Source organism: Polaromonas eurypsychrophila (genome assembly GCF_014641715.1).
Classification (GTDB): domain Bacteria; phylum Pseudomonadota; class Gammaproteobacteria; order Burkholderiales; family Burkholderiaceae_C; genus Polaromonas; species Polaromonas eurypsychrophila.
In genome coordinates this window covers 135,501-157,912 of the sequence record NZ_BMIG01000003.1, presented here as the reverse complement: position 1 = coordinate 157,912, position 22,412 = coordinate 135,501, and the positions used below count along the sequence as shown (strand labels likewise).

Here is a 22,412-nt window from a genome sequence, read left to right as displayed (position 1 = left end):
GAAACATGAAAGCGCGCCTTCGCACCCATGGCGGTGTTGCAACCCTTGCGAAGGCGTCCAGCCTTCGCTACGGCTTGCGCCTTGCCCAGGGCATGAAACCATCACTTTCATTTTGTTCCGCTACTTCCGTGCTGCAGTACCTGCGGCGTGTCTTCTAACTCCCTCTGGATTCTCATGGAAATCGTGTTTTTTCTCGAACAGGTCGCCAACGGCCTGGTACTCGGCGGGTATTACCTCCTGCTGGCGCTGGGGCTGTCTTTGATCTTCAGCGTCGGCGGCATTGTCAATCTGGCGCACGGGGCGTTTTATGCGCTGGGTGCCTACCTGTCACTGGAGGTCATCAAGTACACCGGATTCGCCGGCAGCATTTTCGTCACGCCTTTGCTGGTGGGTCTGCTGGGCATCCTGTTCGAACGCTACCTGCTGCGCCGTTTCTACACGGCCGACCCCATCCTCAGTCTGCTGGTTACCTTCGGCTTGGCTCTGGTGGCCGAGCAGGCGCTGCGCATGATCTGGGGCTCAGCCCCGCTGCCCTCGACCATGCCGCCCGAATTCAAGGGCAGCGTGATTCTGGGCGATTTCTTGTTCTCCAAATACCGGCTCTTCATTCTGGGCGTGGTGACCGTGGTGATGGCCGGCATCTGGCTGCTGCTCCACAAGACCTCCTTCGGCCGTGTGGTGCGCGCGGGCGTGCAAAAACCTGACATGGTGGCGGTGCTGGGCATCAAGCTGCAACCGTACATGACCGTCGTCGTGATGTTGGGTGTGGCTACCGCCGCGCTGGGCGGCGTGTTGTTCGGACCGATTGCCATCGTACATCCGGCCATGGGCATGGAGATCATGACGGTGGCCTTCGTCGTGGTCGTGATCGGCGGGCTGGGCAGCTTCTGGGGTGTGGTGCTGGCGGCCTTGCTGGTGGGTGTGGTGCGCGGCATCACCACCCACTTCCTGCCGGCCGCCAGTGAGGCCTCCATGTACGTGCTGATGTTCCTTGTGCTGATGTTCCGGCCGCGCGGCCTGTTGGGTGAGCGCATTGAGCGCTTCGAGTGAGAACGATGTGAACGGATACCATCAATGACTGCTTTCCTGAATACGAAATACCGCTTCCTGTTGATAGCGGCGGCCAGCCTGGTGTTGCTGCCCATCGCTTTCCAGCTCATCGGCCTGACTCTGGATGCCGCGACCGTGGTGGTCATTTTTGCGATGGCAGCCATGGGCCTGAACCTGCTGGTCGGCTATACCGGTCTGGTGTCTTTCGGTCACGCCGCCTGGTTCGGCATCGGCGGATACGCCGCCGCGCTGGCCCAACTGCACTGGTTCAAGGGCCAGATGCTGCTGCCCTTTGCCTTCTCCATCCTGTTCACGGCCGCGCTGTCGCTGATCGTCGGGCTGCTGATCCTGCGCCGCCGCGGTGTCTACTTCTCGCTGCTGACGCTGGCCTTGTGCGCCCTGACCTTTGCAACGGCCTTCCGCTGGACCAGCCTGACCGGCGGTGAGGGTGGCCTTGGCGGGATCGAGCGCGGTACCCTGGGCCCGCTCAACCTGGACGACCACCTGACTTACTACGCGCTGGTGGCTGTCATCACGCTGGGCGTGGTTTACGCTTTGCAGCGTGTCGTGCGCTCACCCTTCGGCCACGTGCTGGTGGCGATCCGCGAGAATCAGCAACGTGCCACCTTTCAGGGCTATGACACCGACCGGTACAAGTTGCTGGCCTTTGTGCTGTCGGCCACAGTCACCGGACTGGCTGGGGCCCTGATGGTGTTTTTGCACCGGCTGGCGGCTGCTGAATCCACCGCCGTGCACTTCTCGGGTGAGCTGCTGGCCATGGTGGTGATAGGCGGTATGCACACCTTTCTGGGCCCGGCCTTGGGTGCGCTGTTCTTCCTGCTGTTTCGCGAGCTGTTTTCCATGTGGACCGACAACTGGCTGCTTTATTTCGGCCTGATCTTCGTCGGGTTCATCATCTTTTCGCCGGCCGGCCTGAGTGGCATCGGGGCCAAGTTGCACAAGCGCTTTCGCCCACCGCCGGAGGATGGCGCGGCCATGAGCAAGCGGAAAATTTATGAAGGCCTGCCCTTGCCCGCATTCCTGCGTCCGGCGCGCCGCGAAGGTGCCGTGCTCGAGGCGCAGGGAATCAGCAAGCGCTTCGGCGGCATCCAGGCGGTGCGTGACAACAGCCTGAGCGTCGAGGCGGGGCAGATCCACGCGCTGATCGGTCCCAACGGCGCCGGCAAGACTACAACCTTCAACCTCATTTCCGGCATGTTCATGGCCGATACCGGCACCGTGCGCCTGCATGGCAAGGAGATCCAGTATCTGCCGCCCGAGCAGATTTGCCGACAGGGCCTGGCGCGCTCCTTCCAGATCACCAACCTGTTCCAGGGACTGACGATTTACGAAAACCTGCGTCTGTCCCTGCAGGCCCAGCATGCGGCGCGTTTCAATGTCTGGCGCGACATCGACAGTTATCCGGAGATCCATGCCGAGACCGCTGAACTGATGAAATTCCTCGGTCTCGAAGGCATGGAAGAAGTCGGCGGCGGTGACCTGTCCTATGGCGGCCAGCGGCTGGTCGACCTGGGCATCGCCCTGGGCTCCAAGCCGAAGGTGTTGCTGATGGACGAGCCGCTGGCGGGCCTGGCTGCGGCCGAGCGCGAGCGTGTTTCACGCCTGGTGACGACGATTGCCAGCAACATTCCGGTGCTGATCGTCGAACACGATATTGATCGCGTGTTGTCGCTGTCACACCGCGTCACGGTGATGAACCAGGGCGAAGTGCTGATGAGTGGCTCGCCCGACGAGGTGCGTAACGATCACCGTGTGCAGGAGATCTACACCGGGACCGGCACGCCCCCGGTGACGGGCCGTTCCGGGGTGGCCTCGGACGACCGTCCACTGGTGCTCGATTTCTCCAAGGTCAACGCCTTCTACGGCAAGAGTCACATCCTCAACGACGCCAGCCTGCAGGTGCGAGAGGGTGAAATCGTGGCGCTGCTGGGGCGCAACGGTGCCGGAAAATCAACCTTGCTCAAGGCCCTGACCGGCCTGCTCAAACCCGCATCCGGCAAGGTCGACTACGCGGGTCGCAACATCGCCGGCATGGGTGCGCCGGACATTGCCCGGCTCGGCATCGGGTATGTGCCGCAGGGCCGCGGCTTGTTTGCGGGCATGACGGTGGCTGAAAACCTGGCGCTGGGCCGGCTGGCCCGCGCCACCGATGGCAGTCAGGGCATCGTCTGGAGCGAAGCGCAGATCCTCGAATATTTTCCGCGCCTTAAAGCGCGCATGCATGTAGCGGCGGACTACCTGTCCGGCGGTGAGCAGCAAATGGTGGCGGTCGCGCGCGCCTTGTCGGGCAACGTCAGGCTGCTGCTGCTCGATGAACCGTTTGAAGGCCTGGCCCCGACGGTGGTGCAGGAGCTCTTCACCGTGTTCGACAAGCTGCGCCAGCATGTGTCCATCGTGATCGTCGAGCACAACCTGGACCTGGTGCTGGCGTTGTCAGACCGCGTGTATGCGCTGGAACGCGGCGCGGTCTTCCACGAGGGTCCGGCACAGCCCCTGCTGACTGACCTGGACTACCGCAAGAAAATCCTCTGGCTTTGACCCATGACAACACGCAACCCAGCACATCACTCAACACAGGATCAATCATGACCACACCCAACGCCATGAAAGGCAAGGCGCTCGTCGAAAAGATGGCTAATCTCCCATGGAAGGAGTATCCGGGGCACTTTGGAGGCGCACTGTCGAAGGCGCTTGCCGCGCCCGAAAACACCGGAAGCAGCCGCATCGATTTCCGCATCTCCCGTTACGCACCGGCCGCTTGTGTGGGCGAGCATGTACACAAAATCCAGGAGCAGGTGTATTACGTGCTGGAAGGCGAAGGCGTGCTCACGCTGGACGACGAAAAACACCTGATGCGACCGCATGACTATGTGTATGTGCCTCCCGGCATTCGCCACAGCTTCACCAACACCGGCTTGTCCGGCCTGGTTTTCCTGGTGATCACCACGCCGGCCGACGACGAAGGGGGGACGCTTTGATGACGCCTCAGATCAAGCTGGTGGCAGACGTGGAGCAGCAGGCCTGCGCACGCCTGCTGGTGGACGGTTTATGGGTTGATGGTGAGGGTCCCGAGGTACCGGTATACGACAAGTACCGCCTGCAGCCATTTGCCACAATCACTCTGGCCGATGCCGCGCAGGTCAGGGCGGCAGTGGATGCCGCCCATGCTGCATTTCGCCGCGGCGGGCCAGTGGCTTATGAGCGCGGGACTGTGCTTGAGCGAGCTGCGGTGCTGATGGACCAGAGGCTGGATGACTTTGTCCGAACCATGCAGCTGGAAGCCGGCTTTACGGCCGCGGATGCCGCCGGCGAGGTTCGCCGCTGCATCCAGACGCTCAAGCTGTCGGCCGAAGAGGCTCGTCGTCTCGCCGGCGACGTGATCCCGCTCGAAGGCGCGCCCAACCAAGCTGGCCGGCTGGCCTTCACGCTGCGCGTTCCGCTCGGTGTAGTCGTTGCGATCACGCCCTTCAACTCGCCGCTCAATACCGTCACGCACAAGGTGGCGCCGGCATTTGCCGCGGGCAATGCTGTGATCCTCAAACCCTCCACCCACACGCCGCTGACGGCCTGCAAACTGGCGCAAGTGCTGCTCGACGCTGGCATGCCGAGCGGCTTCCTGTCGGTGCTGCACGGTAGCGCCGAGGTGGTCCAGTGGCTGCAGAACGACGAGCGTATCCGCTTCTTTGCGTTTACGGGTAGCACCGAGGTGGGCCGCAAGATCCAGCAGGCGGCCGGCCTGCGGCGCACGCAGATGGAGCTCGGCTCGATTGCCTGCACCATCCTGTGCGAGGATGCGCAACTCGACGCGGCACTGCCAAAGATTGTCAATGCCGGCTACCGCAAGGCCGGCCAGGTGTGTACCTCGGTGCAACTGCTGCTGGTCCACGTATCGCGGCTTGCCGAGGTGGAGTCGCGCCTGTCGGCCCTGGTCAAGGCGCTGCCCTTCGGTGACCCACATGATCCGGCCACGGTGGTTGGCCCGGTCATCAGCGAAGAGGCCGCGATCCGCATTGAGGGCTGGATTGAAGAGGCCGTGACCAGCGGTGCGACCTGCCTGGCTGGCGGCGCACGTGAAGGCGCGGTGGTGCCTCCGACGCTGCTGACCAACATCAGCAACGCGATGAAGGTTGGCTGCAGCGAGATTTTTGGACCGGTGGTTTGCATCGCCCCGTTCAGCACGCTGGATCAGGCGATTGAACGCGTCAACGCCACGCCCTTCGGCCTGGCCTGCGGCATCTTTACCAATCGGCTCGGCGACGCTTTTGCCGCGGCGCAACGGCTGGAAGTCGGTGGCGTGCATATTAATGAAACATCGAGTTCACGCGTGGACCTGATGCCATACGGCGGATCCAAGGACAGCGGCTTCGGCCGTGAAGGGCCACACTACGCGATTCATGAAATGACCGAAGAGCGGATCGTGACGTTCACGACCTGCTGAAACAACGGAAAACGCAAGAAAATGGAAATCTGACAATGGCAAAAATGAAAGGTGGCGAACTTATCGCCAACTACCTCGTACAGGAAAAAATGCCCTATGTGTTCGGCATTTGCGGCCACGGTAACGTCGGCATCCTGGATGCGCTCTACGACGTGCGCGACAAGATCCAGCTGATCTCGCCGCGCCACGAACAATGCGCCGGCCACATGGCCGACGCCTACTTCCGCGTCAAGCACAAGCCGGTGGCCACGCTCACCTCCACCGGCCCGGGTTCGGCCAACATGGTGATGTCGCTCGCGACAGCGCTGTCGGACTCCTCGGCCTTTATGGCCATTACCTCCAACGTGCCGACATCGCAGCACAACCGCGGCCCGTTCCAGGAACTCTACGCGCACAACCAGGCGGACTTTGCGCAGGTGCTGCGGCCGGTGGTCAAGCGCGCGTTTCAGCCGACCCGGGTCGACATGCTGCCGCTGGCTCTGCGCCAGGCCATGGACACTATGGTCACGGGCCGCCCCGGTCCGGTGAACCTGGACATTCCCTACAACGTCTACCAGGAAGAAGCCGACGTGGAGCTGCCGCAGGCATCGGCCCTGCACTGCGCGCACCGGCCGGGTGCCAGCGATGCCGATGTGGCGGCCACGCTGAACCTGTTGGTTGCGGCGCGCAAGCCGGTGCTGTTCATCGGCCACGGCGCGACCCTGTCCGAAGCCGGTGCGGAAATCACCGAGTTCGCGCAGCTACTGGGCATTCCCGTGATCACTTCGCCCAACGGCATGGGTTGCATTGCTGGTGATCATCCTCTGGCGCTGGGTTTCATCGGCCGCAATGGCGCTTACCCGGCCAACGAGGCCGGCCGCCGTGCCGATCTGGTGATCACACTCGGAACCCGTTTTGACGACCGCAGTTCATCAAGCTGGCAAGACGGTTATTCGTGGAACTTCCCCAAGACCCAACTGGTGCATGTCGACATTGATCCGCAGGAGCTGGGCCGCAACTATGTGCCCACCGTGGGCATCATTGCCGACATCCAGGTGTTTGTGCGGCAACTGCTCACCGCGCTTGCAGCACGCGCGGACATCACCGCCGCAGCATATGCGCCGTGGCTGGGCCAGGTGCAGGGCTGGCAGGCCGAGTGGGAGACCTTTGTCCGCCCGCATTTCGGCGACTCGACCAACCCCTTACGGCCTGAATTCGTGGTGGGCACGCTGCAGAAAGTGTTGCCCGAGGATGTGATCCTGTGCCTCGATTCCGGCGTGCATCACAACTGGTTCATGCAGTTCTGGAAAGCACGCCGACCACAGAGCATGCTCAATAGCTGGGGCTACTCCAGCATGGGTTTTGGCGTGTGCGGGGTGCTGGGCGCGCAACTCGCGGCACCCGACCGACCCTGCGTCGCTGTCGTCGGTGACGGCGGTTTCACCATGGCGCCTTACGTGCTTTGCACTGCGGTGGAATACAACCTGCCGGTGGTCTGGATCGTCTGGAACAATTTTGCCTGGGGTGCCATTCGCGACCTGCAGTATGGTCTGTTCAATGGCCGTGAGATCGGTACCGCTTTCTACAAGGGCCAGACCGGCGAGCGCTACAACCCTGACTTTGCCGCCTGGGCGCGTGCCTGCGGCGCCGATGGAACCACCGTGACGCGGCCGCAGGACCTGGCTGCTGCGGTTGAACAGGCGCTGAAAAACCGACGCCCCTGCCTGATTGATGTCCATGTGGACGCCGATGTGCGTCCACCGTCCACCGGCACCTGGCAACTTCCCCCGATTCCCTACAAGGAACCGGTTTTCGGCAAGCCTTGGGTGGCCTGACGCGTTTTCATTCACGACTTTTAAGGATTCACATGAGCAACAACATCGCCCTTGTTTTTGGCGGCACCCGCGGCATTGGCGCGGCCTGCGTGCAGAAACTGGCAGAAAGCGGCTATGACGTCGCCTACACCTATGTCACCAGCGCGCCGGATCTGCCGGAAAAAATCGGCGGCGCCCGCACCCGTGGTTATGCCGTGGATATCTGCGAACCGACGCAGGTTGAGCAGGTGTTTGCCGATGTGGCGCGCGATTTTGGCGCTGCCCCGCACTGTGTGGTGGCCAACGCCGGCATCAATGTACCGCCCGGCCCGATGGCGCAGTTCAAGCCGGAGGACTTCCGCAAGCTGGTCGAGGTCAACATCGTGGGTGCTTTCAATGTGCTCAGTGCTGCGGCCAAACATGTGGCGGACGGCGGCAACATTGTGGCGCTGACGACGTCCATGGTGCGCATCGGCGTGCCTGGTGGTGGCCCCTACACCGCCACCAAGGCGGCGGTGGAAAGCCTGGTGCGTTCCATGGCCAAGGAACTGGCGCCGCGCAAGGTGCGTGTTAACGCGGTTGCGCCCGGACCGGTGGACACCGACTTGTTCCGCGCCGGCAAGAACGACGAGGCCAAGGCCCGTTCCGCCGCTATGAGCCCGTTCAATCGCATTGGCACGCCCGACGAAGTGGCCGAGGTTGTGAGTTTCCTGGCGTCCGACAAGGCGTCGTGGGTCCATGGGCAGGTGATCCAGCCCAACGGTGGCATGGTCTGAACATGCGCTTGCGCCTGGCGGTCTTCACCAAAAATCTGACCAACCCGGCTTATGGCGCAGCCCGCCTCGGCGCCGAGCGTGCAGCAGCTGCGCTGGGTGCCGAGGTGCTGCACTTTGTGCCAAAAAAGGGGGATGACCCGCAGGAGCAAATTGAACTGGTTGACCAGGCGCTGGCGCTGCTTCCCCGGCCGGATGCTTTCGTGTTCTCGCCGGTGCATGCCAGCAAGGTCGATGCTGCGGTGCGGCGTATCGCGGCAGCGGGAATTCCCATGGTCGGGTTTGTCAATCCGATCGATGCCGCGACTATGGTGAGTTACGTGAGTTCGGACGACTACCGCCTTGCCCTGGCGATAGCAAATTACCTGTTCAGTCACCTGCAGGGCCACGGGCAGGTACTGATCGTCACCGGACCGGTTGATTCGGTCACCAGCCTGGCGCGCTTGCGGGGATTCCGAGACGCCGCGAGCCAGCACCCCGGCATCACCATCACCGGAGTCATCGCAGGCGACTATGTGCGGGACTTGGCGCGCGAACGTACCGCGCAGTGGCTGCAGGCCAACCCCGGTCCGCAGGCCTGCCTGGTCGCCAACGACATCATGGCCATCGGCGTGCTGGACGCGCTCGATGCCGCCGGACACAAAGCGGCGGTGGTTGGCGTCAACGCCATTCCCCAGGCCGTTGCGGCTATCGCCGCAGGCCGCATGCTTGCCACGGCCGATTTCAACGCCATGCAGATCGCCTGCCTTGCTGCCGAATGCGCCGTGCGCCACCTGCGTGGCGAGGAGGTACCCGTCACCATCGAACTGCCGGTGCAGATCGTGGACGGCGGCAACTACCGGCAGTGGGACCAGCCCTATGCGCAGCGACCCGTGATAACCCTTGAAAAACTGAGGAGCAAGACATGAAAAGATCATTCCTGAAAAGCCTGGGCCGCAGCGTGCTTGCCGCGACGCTGTTTTGCTGCGGCGCGGCCATGGCGCAGGACTATCCCACCCAGTCGATCCGCCTGGTGGTGCCCTTCCCGCCGGCCGGTGTCGCCGACATTCTGGGCCGCATGGTCTCGCAGCGGTTGGCGACGCCCTATGGCCAGTCGATCGTCGTGGACAATCGGCCAGGTGCCAGCGGCCACCTGGGCGCGCAGGTGGTGTCCAAGGCACCGCCGGACGGTTACACCCTGATGGTCGGTACCATTGGCATCCATGCGGCTTACGCGAGTTACAGCAAACTCAACTACTCGCCCGCTTCAGAACTGCAGCCGATCATGATTCTCGGCGAAGCTCCCAACATCGTGCTGGTGCCGGCCAACTCGCCGTTCAAGACTTTTCCGGAACTGCTGGCCTTCGCCAGGGCCAACCCCGGCAAGCTCAACTATGCCTCGGCCGGCCCGGGTTCCTCGGTGCACATGGTCACGGCGCTGTTCGAACTCGAAAGCGGCACCAGGATGAATCATGTGCCCTACAAGGGCAGCGGTCCGGCACTGATCGACCTGATCGGTGGGCAGGTGGACCTCATGTTCGACAACATGTCGTCCAGCGTGCCGCATATCCAGAGCGGCAAACTACGGGCACTTGCCGTGACCAGCGCCAAACGTAATGCCAACCTGCCGAATGTGCCCACCATTGCCGAGTCGGGTGTTCCCGCTTATGCCGGCACCTCGTGGTGGACGCTGGCCGCGCCGGCGGGCACCCCTCCGGCGGTGATCGACAAGCTCAACCGGGATGTGCTTCGCGTCGTGGCCACACCGGATGCGCAAAAACAACTGGCCGCCCTGGGCGTCACCATCACGCCAAACACCCCCGCCGAAGCGCAGGCCTATTTCAAGTCGGAAACGCAGAAGTGGGGACGTGTGATCGAAGCGGCCAAATTGAAGCTGGATTGATCTACATCTAGGAGACAAAAAAATGGTTGAAAAATTCCTGCATCCCATGCTCGCCCTGGGCCTTTGCGTGGCCCCGTTCCTGGTGTCCGCCCAGGACGCCTACCCTTCGAAACCCGTCAAGTTGGTGGTGCCTTATGCGGCGGGCGGGCCGGCTGACCTGCTGGCGCGATCCGTGGCCGAGAAACTGGGCGCCCGTCTTGGCCAGCCCGTGGTTATCGAAAACAAGCCCGGCGCCGGCGGGCACACCGGTGGCGAACTGGTGGCTCGGGGTCCGGCTGACGGTTACACCCTGGTGTTGGCTACCATCGCCCACAATGGCGCGGTCGCGCTTTACCCCAAGCTGCGCTACGACCCGATGAAGGAGTTAAAGCCGGTGATCCTGCTGGCCGAGGCGCCCAGCATCCTGATCGTCAAGCAGGACATGCCGGTCAAGTCGGTGCAGGAGTTGTTGGCCCTGGCCCGAAGCCAGTCCGGCAGACTGACCTATGGTTCGGCGGGCAACGGGTCAGCCATGCACATGGCGGCCGAGCTGTTTCGCTACATGACAAAGATCGATTACACGCACGTGCCTTACCGCGGCGGAGCGCCGGCCATGGCCGACCTGCTGGGTGGCCAGATCGACATGCTGTTCGAGAGCCTGGGCACGGCGCATCCGCACCTCAAGAGCGGTAAAGTGCGTGCATTGGCCGTGACCGGCACCAGCCGCAGCGCCAGCCTGCCAGACGTGCCTACGGTGGCCGAAGCCGGTGTGGCCGGTTACTCGTCCGTGCCGTGGTACACCATTTCAGTGGCCAGCGGTACGCCCGCATCCATCGTCAGCAGGCTCAACAGCGAGATCAACGCCGTGATCAAGGCACCGGACCTGGCGCAGCGCTGGGATGGCTTGGGCATCGTACCGCTGGGCGGCAACCCGGCCGATGCGCAAAAGCGCAACGAGATCGAGACCACCAAATGGAGCGCCGTGATCAAGGCTGCCAACATTCAGCTGGATTGAGCGGGCGGACATGACGCAATTGGAGGAAGTTCATGACGTGGTGGTGGTTGGCGGTGGCGGCGCCGGACTGGCAGCGGCCATCGAGGCGCGTGCGGCCGGCGGGTCGGTGTTGTTGCTTGAGAAAAACGCCGCACTGGGCGGTTCCACCGCCTGGTCCATCGGCTCGGTTAGCGCTACGCAGACGCCGCATCAAAAAAAACGCGGCATCGTCGACAACCCGGCGGACCACTGGGCCGACATGCCCGGTTTTGCCGGCGAGCTGGCTTCGCGAGACAACAACGAGCTGCGTCGCATCCTGTGTGACGGCATGCCCGACACCTTTGCCTGGCTGCTGGACTCTGGCGTGCGTTTCATGGGCCCCATGCCCGAACCACCGCACCGCCAGCCGCGCATGCACAACGTGCTGCCCAACTCACGCTCCTTCATCTACCACCTCGAGCGCCGCGCCCGCCGAGCCGGGGTAGTCATCCGCACCGGCATGCAGGTCACGGCCATCGTGCAGAAAGACGGGTGCATCACCGCCGTGGATGCCGAAGGCGAGGGCAGCAAGTGGCGCTTTGTGGCGCGCGGCGGCGTGGTGCTGGCCGCCGGTGACTTCACCAACAGCCCGGCGCACAAGGCGCGCTTCATGGGTTCGCAGGAGGCCAAGGTCGAAGGTGTCAACCTGACCGCCACAGGTGACGGCCAACGCATGGCCGAGGCGCTGGGGGCGCGCATCGTCAACGGTGACCTCGCACTCGGTCCCGAAATCCGATTTATCGCACCGGCCACCGAAACCCTGATGCGGCGCCTGCCGCCCTGGCGCTGGCTGGCCGTTTTCATGGAGTGGTCGCTGGACCATCTGCCGGCCGCTGTGTTGCGGCCTTTCATGATGAAGTTTTTGACCACCGCGCTGGCGCCGTCCACCGCGCTGTTCGACGGGGGCGCCCTGCTGGTCAACCAGCGCGGCGAGCGCTTTGGCGACGAGCTGGACCGGCCCGCATGGCGCCTGCCTGACCAACCCGGAAAACTGGCCTACATCATCATCGACCAGGCCCTGGCCAGCCGGTTCTCAAAGTGGCCCGATTTTGTATCCACCGCGCCCGGCATCGCTTATGCCTACATTCCCGACTACGCTACAAACCGGCCGGACGTGTATACCCAGGCGGTGACCCTGGGCGCACTGGCGCACAAGCTGGGCATGGACCCGGCGGCGCTGGCGCACAGCGTGTCGTCGACCGGCCGCCAGCCGCTGGGCGCGGGCCCGTACGTGGCCCTGGGTCCGGTGCGTTCGGTGTTTGTACACAGCGAGGGCGGCCTGATGGTGGACACGCAGCATCGCGTGCTGGACGCCGGCGACCGACCTTTGCGGGGGTTGTACGCAGCAGGTTCCACCGGTCAGGGCGGTCTGCTGCTCAAGGGCCATGGGCATCACCTGGCGTGGGCCTTTGTCTCGGGCCGGCGGGCCGGGCGATTTGCTGCGCAGGCCGCCGGCGGGGACAGCGTGTCAGGAGGAGGGGCGGACGCCAGGTATCACGAATCGTGATGCCCTCATGCCGCCGGCTCCCTGTGCGTTTTCTCTTGCCGCCCGTATATTCAACAGCTTGTGTGGCCAGCCCCTGACCCGCCTGGTTTTTCTGATGGAGATGTTCCCACGATGCTTGATGTTTTGGTCATAGGCGGCGGTAACGCGGCGCTGTGCGCGGCGCTGATGGCGCGGGAGGCGGGGGCTTCGGTGTTGCTGCTGGAATCGGCGCCGCCCGAGTGGCGTGGCGGTAATTCGCAACACACGCGCAACCTGCGGTGCATGCACGATGCGCCGCAGGATGTGCTGATCGAAGCCTATCCGGAAGAGGAATACTGGCAGGATCTGCTGAAGGTGACCGGCGGGCTGACCAACGAACACCTCGCGCGGCTCACGATCCGCGCATCCTCAGAATGCCGCGACTGGATGCGCAGCCATGGCGTGCACTTCCAGCCGCCGCTGTCCGGTGCGCTGCATGTAGCGCGTACCAACGCGTTTTTCATGGGCGGCGGCAAGGCACTGGTCAATGCCTACTACCGCAGCGCTGAAAAACTCGGTGTGAAAATCCGCTACAACGCCGCGGTGGACCGGCTCGACATCCGCGATGGCCGCTTCGTCGCCGCGCATACCGGTGATGAACGGATTGAAGCCCGGTCTTGTGTGCTGGCTGCCGGCGGTTTTGAGTCCAACCGCGAATGGCTGCGCGAGGCCTGGGGCCAGAATGCCGACGGTGAATGGCCGGCCGACAATTTCCTGATTCGCGGTACGGCCTTCAACAAGGGCGTCCTGCTCAAACACATGCTGGATGAACACCATGCCGACAGCATCGGTGATGCCACCCAGGCCCACATGGTGGCCATCGATGCGCGCTCGCCGATGTACGACGGCGGTATTTGCACCCGCATCGATTGCGTCTCGCTGGGCGTGGTGGTGAACAAACAGGCCAGGCGTTTTTACGACGAGGGCGAGGATTTCTGGCCCAAGCGGTACGCGATCTGGGGCCGACTGGTGGCGCAGCAGCCCGGCCAGACCGGTTATTCCATCATCGATGCCAAGGCCGTGGGCCGCTTTATGCCGCCGGTGTTTCCCGGCGTCAAAGCCGACTCTCTGCCCGAACTCGCCCGCAAGCTCGGCCTGGACGAAATCACTTTCATGCAAACCCTCAATGACTACAACGCGGCCTGCCGCATTGGCACTTTCGACCACACTGCGCTGGACGACTGCCACACCGAAGGCGTATTGCCAGCCAAAACCCACTGGGCGCGGCCGCTGGATACCGCGCCGTTTTATGGATACGCGCTCAAGCCAGGCATCACCTTCACCTACCTGGGCCTGAAGGTCAACGACAGTGCCGCTGTGCATTTTGGCGGCCAGCCCAGCCCCAACCTGTTTGTCGCCGGCGAGATGATGGCCGGCAACGTGCTTGGCAAGGGTTACACGGCCGGGGTTGGCATGTCGATTGGTACAGCGTTTGGCCGGATAGCCGGCACCCAGGCAGCGCAAGCCGCTATCAAAAGTGGAGTGCATCTTGCTGCATCTTGAAGCCCTGACCCGCGACGCCCGCGCACTGGCGCTTGGCGAGATGCCACTCACACCTTACGAAACCGAGGTCGGCCGGCAACTGCAGATTTGCAATGCCTGCCGCTATTGCGAAGGTTTTTGCGCCGTGTTTCCGGCCATGACGCGGCGGCTGGAGTTCGGCAAGGCCGACATCCACTACCTCGCCAACCTGTGTCACAACTGTGGCGCCTGTTTCCATGCCTGCCAGTACGCGCCGCCCCACGAGTTTGCAGTCAACGTGCCGCAAGCCATGGCCCAGGTACGTGGCCAGACTTATGCCGACTACGCCTGGCCACCTGTCCTGGGCGCGCTGTACAAGCGCAACGGCCTGACTATGGCCATGGCGCTGGCCGCCGGGTTGGCGCTGTTCCTGGTGCTGGCGGTAGGAGTCAATGGCACCCTGTTGCACGCGCCACTGGCCGGCAACTTCTACGCGATTTTTCCGCACAACCTGCTGGTGCTGATGTTTGCGCCCATCTTTTTGTTCGCCGTGCTCGCGCTGGGACTGGGCGTACGCAAATTCTGGTGCGATGTTTCGCCCGGCCAGGCCACAGGTGCCGCTGTCACCGAGGCCAGCCTCAATGTGCTGCGCCTCAAATACCTGGACGGCGGGCATGGCGAAGGCTGCAATGAAAGCGATGACGCTTTCACGCTGTGGCGTCGGCGTTTTCACCACTTCACCTTCTATGGCTTCATGCTGTGTTTTGCCGCCACTTCGGTGGCCACGCTGTACCACTACCTGCTGGGTTTGCAGGCGCCCTACGCGCTGACCAGCCTGCCGGTGTTGCTGGGAACGGTGGGCGGCATCGGCCTGCTGATCGGCCCGGCCGGCCTGTTCTGGCTCAACCTCAGACGCCATCCCATGCATGGCGATGCTGCACAGAAACCGATGGACCGTGGCTTCATCGCGCTGCTGTTTTTTACCAGCCTGACCGGCCTGGCCTTGCTGGCCTGGCGCGACACCGGTGCCATGGCGCTGCTGCTGGCGGTCCATCTCGGCGTGGTGATGGCCTTGTTCCTGACCCTGCCGTACGGCAAATTCGCCCACGGCATCTTCCGCAGCGCGGCCCTGCTCAAGTGGGCCATTGAAAAGCGCCAACCCAGCACGCTGAAGCTGGGCGACGACTGATACGGCATTTGACCCGGAGAAACATCATGCAAGACGACCGCAGCCTCAAAATTGAATCCATTAAGGGCCGTTGCTCGCCCGCCGAATGGCAGGCCCGCGTGGACCTGGCAGCCTGTTATCGGCTGGTAGAAATTTATGGCATGTCGGACATGATGGCCAACCACATCTCGGCGCGTGTGCCCGATGAAGACGGGGCTTTTCTCATCAACGCCTACGGCATGATGTACGAGGAAATCACCGCGTCCAGCCTGGTCAAGATCGATCACGACGGCAACATTCTGGCCAAGCCTGATTTCGGCGCGCTCAACTACGGCATCAACAAGGCCGGTTATGTGATCCACAGCGCGGTGCATGAGGCCAGGCCGGAAGTGGCCTGCGTGATCCACACGCACAGCTGGGCGTCCATGGCGGTGTCCTCGTTGCAATGCGGACTGCTGCCGATCACCCAGACGGCCATGCGTTTCCTGAAGATCGCCTACCACGACTATTGCGGCGTGGTGCTCAACCTCGACGAGCAGGAGTCGCTGGTGCGCGACCTTGGCGACGGGGAGGCGCTGATCCTGCGCAACCACGGCGTGCTGACGGTGGGCCGCAGCATTGGCGAGGCCTTCAACTGGATGCACCGGCTCGAGCTGGCCTGTCGCTCCCAGCTCGCGGCGATGGCCTGCAACAGCCCCTTTGTTCCTGTTGCCCAGCCTGTGCTGGAGGAAACCTGGAGCAACTACCAACCTGGCACGCGCCGGCCCTACGGCTTGATGGAATGGCCCGCGCTGCTGCGCAAGCTGGACCGGATGGACCCGACTTACCGTGATTGATCAACTGCAGAAGAGAACTGAACGCAGATTTAACAACCAAGGAGAGATCAATGAACGCAGATCACACAACCATGTTCAATACCCCGGTGGGGAGCCGCCGTCAGCTGCTGGCCACCGCCGCAGGCATGGCAGCCGGCTTTGCGCTGCCTGGCCAGGTCTTCGCGCAGGCCGGCTCAGCGCCGTACCCGAACAAGCCGGTTCGGGTGGTCGTCGCCTTCACGGCCGGTGGCACCACCGACATTCTGGCCCGATCAGTGGGCCAGAAGCTGACCGAGCGCTGGAAACAGCCCTTTGTCATCGACAACAAGCCGGGGGCGGGCGGCAACATCGGCACCGAGCAGGTGGTGAGGGCCGCGCCCGACGGCTACACACTGATCGTCAACTCGGTCGGCCCGATTGCCGTGAATCCGTCACTTTACAAGCGCATGAGCTACAACCCGCTGACCGATCTGGTGCCGGTGGTTCAGATCGCCGATGTTCCGAATGTGCTGGTGGTCAGTCCGTCCATGCCGGTGCAAACGTTTGAGGAGTTTGTGGCGTATGCCAAGGCGAAACAAGGCCTGAGTTACGGGTCCACCGGCACCGGCACCTCCGCGCATCTGTCGGGCTTCATGCTTGGCAAACGCATCGGCGTCGACCTCCTGCATGTTCCCTACAAGGGCGCGAATGCGCTGAACGATCTGCTCGGAGGGCAAATCAACTTCATGTTCGCCACGATCCCCTCGGTGATCAGCCAGATCCAGGCCGGCAAGCTGAAGGCGCTTGCCGTGACCAGTGTCAAACGCTCGCGGTCCATGCCGGACGTGCCAACGGTATCCGAACGCGGCTTTCCGGGTTTTGTAGCTGGCTCCTGGTTTGGTTTTTTTGCGCCCAAGGGCACACCGCTGCTGGTGGTGGCCCAACTCAACCGCGCGGTCAATGAGGTCCTGCCTTCGCTTGAAGCGCAGATGATTCGCGAAGGCGCCGATCCGGTGGGCGGCACGCCCGAGCAGTTCAGCCAGTTTGTCAAGAAGGAGCACGAAAAGTGGAAGCTGGTGGTACGCCAGTCGGGCGCAACCTCGGAATGACGCTGGCCGCGTCCGCGCCTGTGCGCATTCTGCTCTCGGCACCTGCGGCGGCCGGGCTGAAGGGGCGGATCGCGCAGGTGCTGGGCGAGCGGCCCCATGCGCTGGTGCTGGCCGAAAAACTCGCTCCCGGCGATGACTTCGACCTGGCTTTTGTTTCGCGCGATGTGACTGGCCAGTCCACCAAACATGAGGTGCTGCCGGCGACGCAGAATTTTTACGATTTGTTGAGAGGTGGGACCGGCCTGCAGTGGGTCCACATCCACTCAGCGGGCGCGGACCGGCCGATTTACTCCGAACTGCGGGCGCGCGGTGTCCAGATAAGCACTTCGTCCGGCGCGAATGCCGAGGTGGTGGCGCAGACCGCGCTGGCCGGCTTGCTGGCGCTGGCCCGGCGCTTTCCGCAGCTGATGGCCGCCCAGCAGGCGCGCCGCTGGGCGCCGCTGGTGCGTGAGGGCCAGGCGCCGCGCGACCTGGCGGGCCAGACGGCGGTGATCGTCGGCTGGGGGCCGATAGGGCGGCGCATTGCGGCCTTTCTGCGCTTGCTCGGCTTGCGGGTCGTGGTGGCGCGCCACAGCTCCGCGCCAGCGCCCGAGGAGGGGGTCGAGATGGTGGGCCTGGCGCAACTGCCTGCCGTGTTGCCGCACGCCGACTGGCTGCTGTTGGCTTGCCCGCTGACGCCGCAGACACGCGCTCTGGTGGACGCCCGCATGCTGGCCCTGCTGCCGGCCGGCGCCTGTCTGGTCAATGTCGCGCGCGGCGAGGTGGTGGTAGAAGCCGACGTGATCGCGGCCCTGCAATCCGGGCAACTGGGCGGGGCCTACCTCGATGTGTTCGAGCATGAGCCGCTGGACAGCGCCTCACCGCTGTGGAGCCTGCCCAACGTCATCGTCACGCCGCACTCGGCCGGCCACTCCGACGGCAACCAGCAGCGCGTCAGTGCGCTGTTCCTGGCCAACCTGGCGCGCTGGCATGCGGGTCAGCCGCTGCAATACACTGTCGCCTGAAATACAAGAGAAATTGGCCTCCAGCCCATACCAGGCAAGGGCGAATAGCTATTAAAACAATAGCGCAGCTGGTCGCTTTCAGCGACCGCTTATTGAAATGCCACCTCTGAAAAACTGCGCAACTTGCGGCTGTGTAACTGCGTCGTGCCCTGTTCGCGCAGCAACTCGATGGCGCGCATTCCGATACGCAAATGCTGGTCCACACGTTCGCGGTAGAAGTGGTTCGCCATGCCCGGCAGCTTGATCTCGCCGTGCAGCGGCTTGTCGCTGACACACAGCAAGGTGCCGTAGGGCACGCGGAAACGGAAACCGTTGGCCGCAATGGTGGCGCTTTCCATGTCCAGCGCGACCGCGCGGCTCTGGCTGAAACGGCGCTGCGGCTGGTTGCCAGGCAGCAGCTCCCAATTGCGGTTGTCGGTCGAGGCCACGGTGCCGGTGCGCATGATGCGCTTTAGGTCCGGTCCTTCAAGCCGTGTCACATCCTTGACCGCGCGCTCCAGCGCCACCTGGATCTCGGCCAGCGCCGGAATCGGCACCCACAGCGGAAGTTCCTCATCGAGCACATGGTCCTCGCGCACATAGCCGTGCGCCAGTACATAGTCGCCGAGCTGCTGGCTGTTTCGCAGGCCGGCGCAGTGGCCCAGCATGATCCAGGCATGAGGACGCAGCACGGCGATGTGGTCGGTGATGTTTTTGGCATTGGCCGGGCCGACGCCGATGTTGACCATGGTGATGCCGCTGCGGTCCGCGCGCATCAGGTGGTAGGCCGGCATCTGCGGCAGGCGCGGCGGTGCCATGCCAAGTTCATCGCCTGCGATGGGCGGCAGGCCAGCGCGCCGCGTGACCACGTTGCCAGGCTCGGCAAAAGCGATGTATTCACTGCCGGGATTGGCCATCTCCTCGTGGCCCAAGCGCACGAACTCGTCGATGTAGAACTGGTAGTTGGTGTACAGCACGAAGTTCTGGAACCAGTGCGGCGAAGTTCCTGTGTAGTGGCGCAGGCGCTGCAGCGAATAGTCGACACGCGCGGCGGTGAACAGCGCCAGCGGCTGCGGCTCACCGGGACTGGCCTCGTAAGTGCCGTTGGCAATGCCGTCGTCCATGGCGGCCAGGTCCGGCAGGTCGAACACATCACGCATCAGCATGCGGCGCGCGGCGCTCAGACTGCCCTCGATATGGTCGTGTTCGGCAAATGAGAAGTGCACCGGAATTGGCTGGGTGCTGGTGCCCACCTCCAGTTCTACCGAATGGTTTTGCAGCAGCAGCCGGAACTGCTCCAGGTAGTAGTTGCCATAGAGGTCGGGCCGGGTCAGCGTGGTCTCGAAACGGCCGGGGCCGGCCACAAAGCCATAACTGAGTTGCTCGATGTCGGGCGTCTCAAGGATGGCGCGGGCAACGGTCTCGGTCTGCACGCGCACAAAGGGGTAAAAGGCCCGCACATGGCCGGGCAGGGTTTCACCAGCCACGTAGCGGTGCATGGCGCTGCGCAGGTGGGCGATCTGCTGGTCATAAATCAGGCGGACTTGCGCCAGCGCGGCGACAGGGTCGGTATAGCGGGTGGGCGCGATGAAGACGGGCAGGTAAGGCATGGACATATTGTGCCGCGCTGGCCAAAACGCGAGTTTTGGCGGCCACTGACACGAAACCGACACATTGCGACCCTAGATTCAATGGCAACACCACCTGGAGAGACCATGGACGCTGCCATTCGAATCAACACGCTGAGCAAGACATTTGGCAATGGCCGCAAGGCGCTGCAACAGGTCGACCTGAGTATTGCGCCAGGCGAAATGGTGGCGCTGATCGGGGCTTCGGGTTCGGGAAAATCCACCCTGCTGCGGCACATGGCGGGCCTGATGGCCGGCGATTCGACCGGGCAGGGCTCGATTGTGATCCATGGCCGCACGGTGCAAAGCAATGGGAAAATCGCCGCCAACATCCGCTCCGTGCGTTCCGGCATCGGTTTTGTGTTCCAGCAGTTCAACCTGGTTGGCCGCCTGCCGGTGCTGGTCAACGTGTTGGCCGGCACCCTGCACCGGGTGCCGATGTGGCGCAGCCTGATCCGCTGGTTCACACCCGAAGAAAAAGCCAGGGGCATCGAAGCCCTGCGCCGGGTCGGTATTGCCGAATGTTTTGCCCAGCGCGCGTCCACCCTGTCGGGCGGCCAGCAGCAGCGCGCCGCGATTGCACGCGCGATGGTGCAGGGCGCCAAAGTGGTGCTGGCCGATGAGCCGATTGCCTCGCTGGACCCGGAGTCCTCGCGCAAGGTGATGGACATTCTCGCGCGCATCAACCGCGAAGACCGCTGCACGGTGGTGGTGTCACTGCACCAGGTCAATGTGGCCATGAAATACTGCGCCCGCACCATCGCCCTGCACCAGGGCAAGGTGGTGTACGACGGCCCCTCCGTGGGCCTGACGCCTGCCGTGCTGCGCGACCTGTACGGCGCCGAAGCCGACGACATCCTGTCCCTGGGCGATGCCATCTCCAGCCTGGAAGACAAGGTCAAACCGGTTCCCCACCTGGCCTGGCCGACGCCGATGGCGCAGGCTGCCTGATCTCACCTTTGCATACCCACCTTTTCAAGGAATTACCATGATCAAAAATCTATTGACCGGACTGGCCGCTGCGGCGCTGCTCGTGCTGGCGCCCGTCCATGCGCAGGACCTCAAGGAGATCAACTTCGGCATCATCTCCACCGAGTCGTCGCAAAACCTGAAGTCCGACTGGCAGCCGCTGATCGACGACATGCAGAAAAAGACCGGCTACAAGGTCAATGCCTTTTTTGCGCCTGACTACGCCGGCATCATCGAAGGCATGCGCTTCAACAAGGTGCATGTGGCATGGTTTGGCAACAAATCAGCCATGGAGGCCGTGGACCGCGCCAATGGCGAAGTGTTTGCGCAGATGGTCAACGCCGACGGCACCCAGGGTTATTACTCGCACCTGATCGTGCACAAGGACAGCCCCCTGAAGAATCTGGACGACGTGCTCAAGAACGCCAAGAGTCTGTCTTTCGGCAATGGCGATCCCAACTCCACCTCGGGTTTCCTGGTGCCCAGCTACTATGTTTTCGCGCAAAACAAGATCGATGCCAAGACAGCCTTCAAGGTGTCGCGAGGCGCCAACCACGAAAGCAACGCCCTGGCGGTCGCCAACAAGCAGGTCGATGTGGCTACCAACAACAGCGAGAATCTGGACAAGGTCAAGGACAAGTTGCCCGAAAAATTCAAGGATATTCGCGTGGTCTGGACCTCGCCGCTGATTCCGCTGGACCCGCTGGTCATGCGCAAGGACCTTCCTGCCGTCACGCAGCAAAAGCTCAAGGACTTTTTCTACACGTATGGCCAGGGCGGCCAGCAGGAAAAAGACGTGCTGATGAGAATCTCCAAGCTGTCGGCCTTCAAGCCTTCCACCAACGCCCAGCTGATTCCGATCCGCCAACTTGAATTGTTCAAGGAACGCAACAAGTTCGAGGCCGACGCCAACCTGCCTGGCGCCGAAAAGCAGGCCAAGGTCGCCGAGATTGACCGCAAGCTCGCCGAGCTGGCCAAGAACTGAGCGGCGCTGTGAGTACCACTGCGCGCCTGCCGGTGCCAACGCCGCCTGCGCTGCCGGACATGCCGCGCACCAGCCTGCTGGGCCTGATGGCCTGGGGGGTGTTGCTGGGATTGCTGGCCCTGTCCTGGCAGGGCGCCGACATGCGCCCGCTGGACCTGCTGCGCGACTCCGGCAACATGGCCGAATACGCGGCCAGTTTTTTTCCGCCCAACTTCAAGGAGTGGCGCAGCTACCTGCATGAGATGGTGATCACAGTGCAGATCGCCTTGTGGGGCACGGCTCTGGCGGTGGTCTGCGCGGTACCGCTGGCGCTGCTGTCGTCCGCCAACATCGCGCCGGTCTGGGTGCGGCAGCCGGTGCGTCGGTTGATGGATGCGGCGCGCGCCATCAACGAGATGGTCTTTGCCATGCTGTTCATTGTGGCCGTGGGGCTGGGGCCGTTTGCCGGCGTGCTAGCGCTCTGGATCCACACCACCGGCATCCTGGCCAAGCTGTTTTCGGAAGCCGTGGAGTCGATTGACCCGCAGCCGGTAGAAGGCATACGCGCCACCGGCGCCAATGCGCTGGAGGAGATCCTCTACGGCGTGATTCCTCAGGTATTGCCGCTGTGGATCTCCTACACGCTGTACCGCTTCGAGTCGAACGTGCGCTCTGCCTCGGTGGTCGGCATGGTGGGGGCTGGCGGCATCGGCGTGGTGCTGTGGGAAATCATCCGCGGTTTCCAGTACGCCGAAACCTGCGCCGTGATGATCATCATTGTGGTCACCGTCAGTGTCATCGACCTGATCTCGGCACGCATACGCAAGGCGCTGGTTTAGAAG

At 63.2% G+C, this 22,412-nt stretch carries 20 protein-coding genes; 19 read left to right on the top strand and 1 reads right to left on the bottom strand.

The genetic code is table 11. The features are described 5' to 3' along the window. Window positions 1-5: 5 nt before the first annotated feature. The 16 genes from IEX16_RS05660 (at window position 6) to IEX16_RS05585 (ending at window position 18,030) form a co-directional block, all read left to right on the top strand. Window positions 6-158, top strand: a complete 153-nt coding sequence (locus tag IEX16_RS05660; protein WP_188707374.1) for a hypothetical protein — start codon at window positions 6-8, stop codon at window positions 156-158. Window positions 159-174: 16 nt separating this feature from the next. Beyond that, on the top strand, window positions 175-1,050 hold the full coding sequence (locus IEX16_RS05655) for a branched-chain amino acid ABC transporter permease (RefSeq protein WP_188707373.1): 876 nt from the start codon (window positions 175-177) through the stop codon (window positions 1,048-1,050). A gap of 24 nt (window positions 1,051-1,074) precedes the next feature. Continuing rightward, complete coding sequence (locus IEX16_RS05650; protein ID WP_188707372.1) at window positions 1,075-3,609, top strand: branched-chain amino acid ABC transporter ATP-binding protein/permease; 2,535 nt, start codon at window positions 1,075-1,077, stop codon at window positions 3,607-3,609. Between the two features lie 47 nt (window positions 3,610-3,656). Beyond that, a complete protein-coding gene (locus IEX16_RS05645) occupies window positions 3,657-4,049 on the top strand; it encodes a cupin domain-containing protein (RefSeq protein ID WP_188707371.1) in 393 nt (130 codons plus the stop codon). Beyond that, window positions 4,049-5,509: an aldehyde dehydrogenase family protein gene (locus IEX16_RS05640; protein ID WP_188707370.1), complete on the top strand. Its 1,461-nt coding sequence runs from the start codon at window positions 4,049-4,051 to the stop codon at window positions 5,507-5,509. Before IEX16_RS05645 ends, IEX16_RS05640 begins: the two co-directional genes overlap by 1 nt. Window positions 5,510-5,544: 35 nt before the next feature. After that, window positions 5,545-7,323 (top strand): thiamine pyrophosphate-binding protein, encoded by a 1,779-nt coding sequence (locus tag IEX16_RS05635; protein WP_188707369.1) that lies wholly within the window; start codon window positions 5,545-5,547, stop codon window positions 7,321-7,323. Between the two features lie 32 nt (window positions 7,324-7,355). Further along, complete coding sequence (locus IEX16_RS05630) at window positions 7,356-8,078, top strand: SDR family NAD(P)-dependent oxidoreductase (RefSeq protein WP_188707368.1); 723 nt, start codon at window positions 7,356-7,358, stop codon at window positions 8,076-8,078. Between the two features lie 2 nt (window positions 8,079-8,080). Next, window positions 8,081-8,983, top strand: a complete 903-nt coding sequence (locus tag IEX16_RS05625; RefSeq protein ID WP_188707367.1) for a sugar ABC transporter substrate-binding protein — start codon at window positions 8,081-8,083, stop codon at window positions 8,981-8,983. Further along, on the top strand, window positions 8,980-9,957 hold the full coding sequence (locus tag IEX16_RS05620; protein ID WP_188707366.1) for a Bug family tripartite tricarboxylate transporter substrate binding protein: 978 nt from the start codon (window positions 8,980-8,982) through the stop codon (window positions 9,955-9,957). The genes IEX16_RS05625 and IEX16_RS05620 overlap by 4 nt, the downstream gene beginning before the upstream one ends. Window positions 9,958-9,979: 22 nt before the next feature. Beyond that, entirely contained in the window at window positions 9,980-10,951 is a 972-nt protein-coding gene (locus tag IEX16_RS05615; RefSeq protein WP_188707365.1) for a Bug family tripartite tricarboxylate transporter substrate binding protein, read from the top strand. A gap of 10 nt (window positions 10,952-10,961) precedes the next feature. Next, the gene (locus IEX16_RS05610) at window positions 10,962-12,476 is read left to right on the top strand and encodes an FAD-dependent oxidoreductase (protein ID WP_188707364.1); all 1,515 of its coding nucleotides are present in this window, start codon (window positions 10,962-10,964) and stop codon (window positions 12,474-12,476) included. Window positions 12,477-12,587: 111 nt separating this feature from the next. After that, window positions 12,588-13,997 (top strand): FAD-dependent tricarballylate dehydrogenase TcuA, encoded by a 1,410-nt coding sequence (tcuA, locus tag IEX16_RS05605; RefSeq protein ID WP_188707363.1) that lies wholly within the window; start codon window positions 12,588-12,590, stop codon window positions 13,995-13,997. Then, a complete protein-coding gene (gene tcuB, locus IEX16_RS05600) occupies window positions 13,984-15,144 on the top strand; it encodes a tricarballylate utilization 4Fe-4S protein TcuB (protein ID WP_188707362.1) in 1,161 nt (386 codons plus the stop codon). The genes tcuA and tcuB overlap by 14 nt, the downstream gene beginning before the upstream one ends. 26 nt (window positions 15,145-15,170) lie before the next feature. Further along, window positions 15,171-15,959, top strand: coding sequence for a class II aldolase/adducin family protein (locus tag IEX16_RS05595; protein WP_188707361.1), 789 nt, complete (start codon window positions 15,171-15,173; stop codon window positions 15,957-15,959). A 50-nt stretch (window positions 15,960-16,009) separates the two neighbouring features. After that, window positions 16,010-17,026 (top strand): Bug family tripartite tricarboxylate transporter substrate binding protein, encoded by a 1,017-nt coding sequence (locus tag IEX16_RS05590; RefSeq protein WP_373288282.1) that lies wholly within the window; start codon window positions 16,010-16,012, stop codon window positions 17,024-17,026. Continuing rightward, window positions 17,023-18,030, top strand: coding sequence for a D-2-hydroxyacid dehydrogenase (locus IEX16_RS05585; RefSeq protein ID WP_188707568.1), 1,008 nt, complete (start codon window positions 17,023-17,025; stop codon window positions 18,028-18,030). Before IEX16_RS05590 ends, IEX16_RS05585 begins: the two co-directional genes overlap by 4 nt. An 89-nt stretch (window positions 18,031-18,119) precedes the next feature. Here the strand turns inward: IEX16_RS05585 and IEX16_RS05580 are convergent, their stop codons facing one another. Then, on the bottom strand, window positions 18,120-19,619 hold the full coding sequence (locus IEX16_RS05580) for an AMP nucleosidase (RefSeq protein WP_188707360.1): 1,500 nt from the start codon (window positions 19,617-19,619) through the stop codon (window positions 18,120-18,122). Window positions 19,620-19,724: 105 nt separating this feature from the next. Between IEX16_RS05580 and phnC the strand changes: the two genes are divergently transcribed. From phnC to phnE, 3 genes are read left to right on the top strand one after another with little or no spacing between them, the layout of a single operon-like run. After that, window positions 19,725-20,588 carry a phosphonate ABC transporter ATP-binding protein gene (phnC, locus tag IEX16_RS05575; protein ID WP_188707359.1) on the top strand — a complete coding sequence of 288 codons (864 nt, stop codon included), beginning with the start codon at window positions 19,725-19,727 and terminating at the stop codon, window positions 20,586-20,588. A 37-nt stretch (window positions 20,589-20,625) separates the two neighbouring features. After that, window positions 20,626-21,591 (top strand): phosphonate ABC transporter substrate-binding protein, encoded by a 966-nt coding sequence (gene phnD, locus IEX16_RS05570; RefSeq protein WP_188707358.1) that lies wholly within the window; start codon window positions 20,626-20,628, stop codon window positions 21,589-21,591. A 59-nt stretch (window positions 21,592-21,650) separates the two neighbouring features. Continuing rightward, window positions 21,651-22,409, top strand: coding sequence for a phosphonate ABC transporter, permease protein PhnE (gene phnE / locus IEX16_RS05565; RefSeq protein WP_188707567.1), 759 nt, complete (start codon window positions 21,651-21,653; stop codon window positions 22,407-22,409). Window positions 22,410-22,412: the final 3 nt, after the last annotated feature.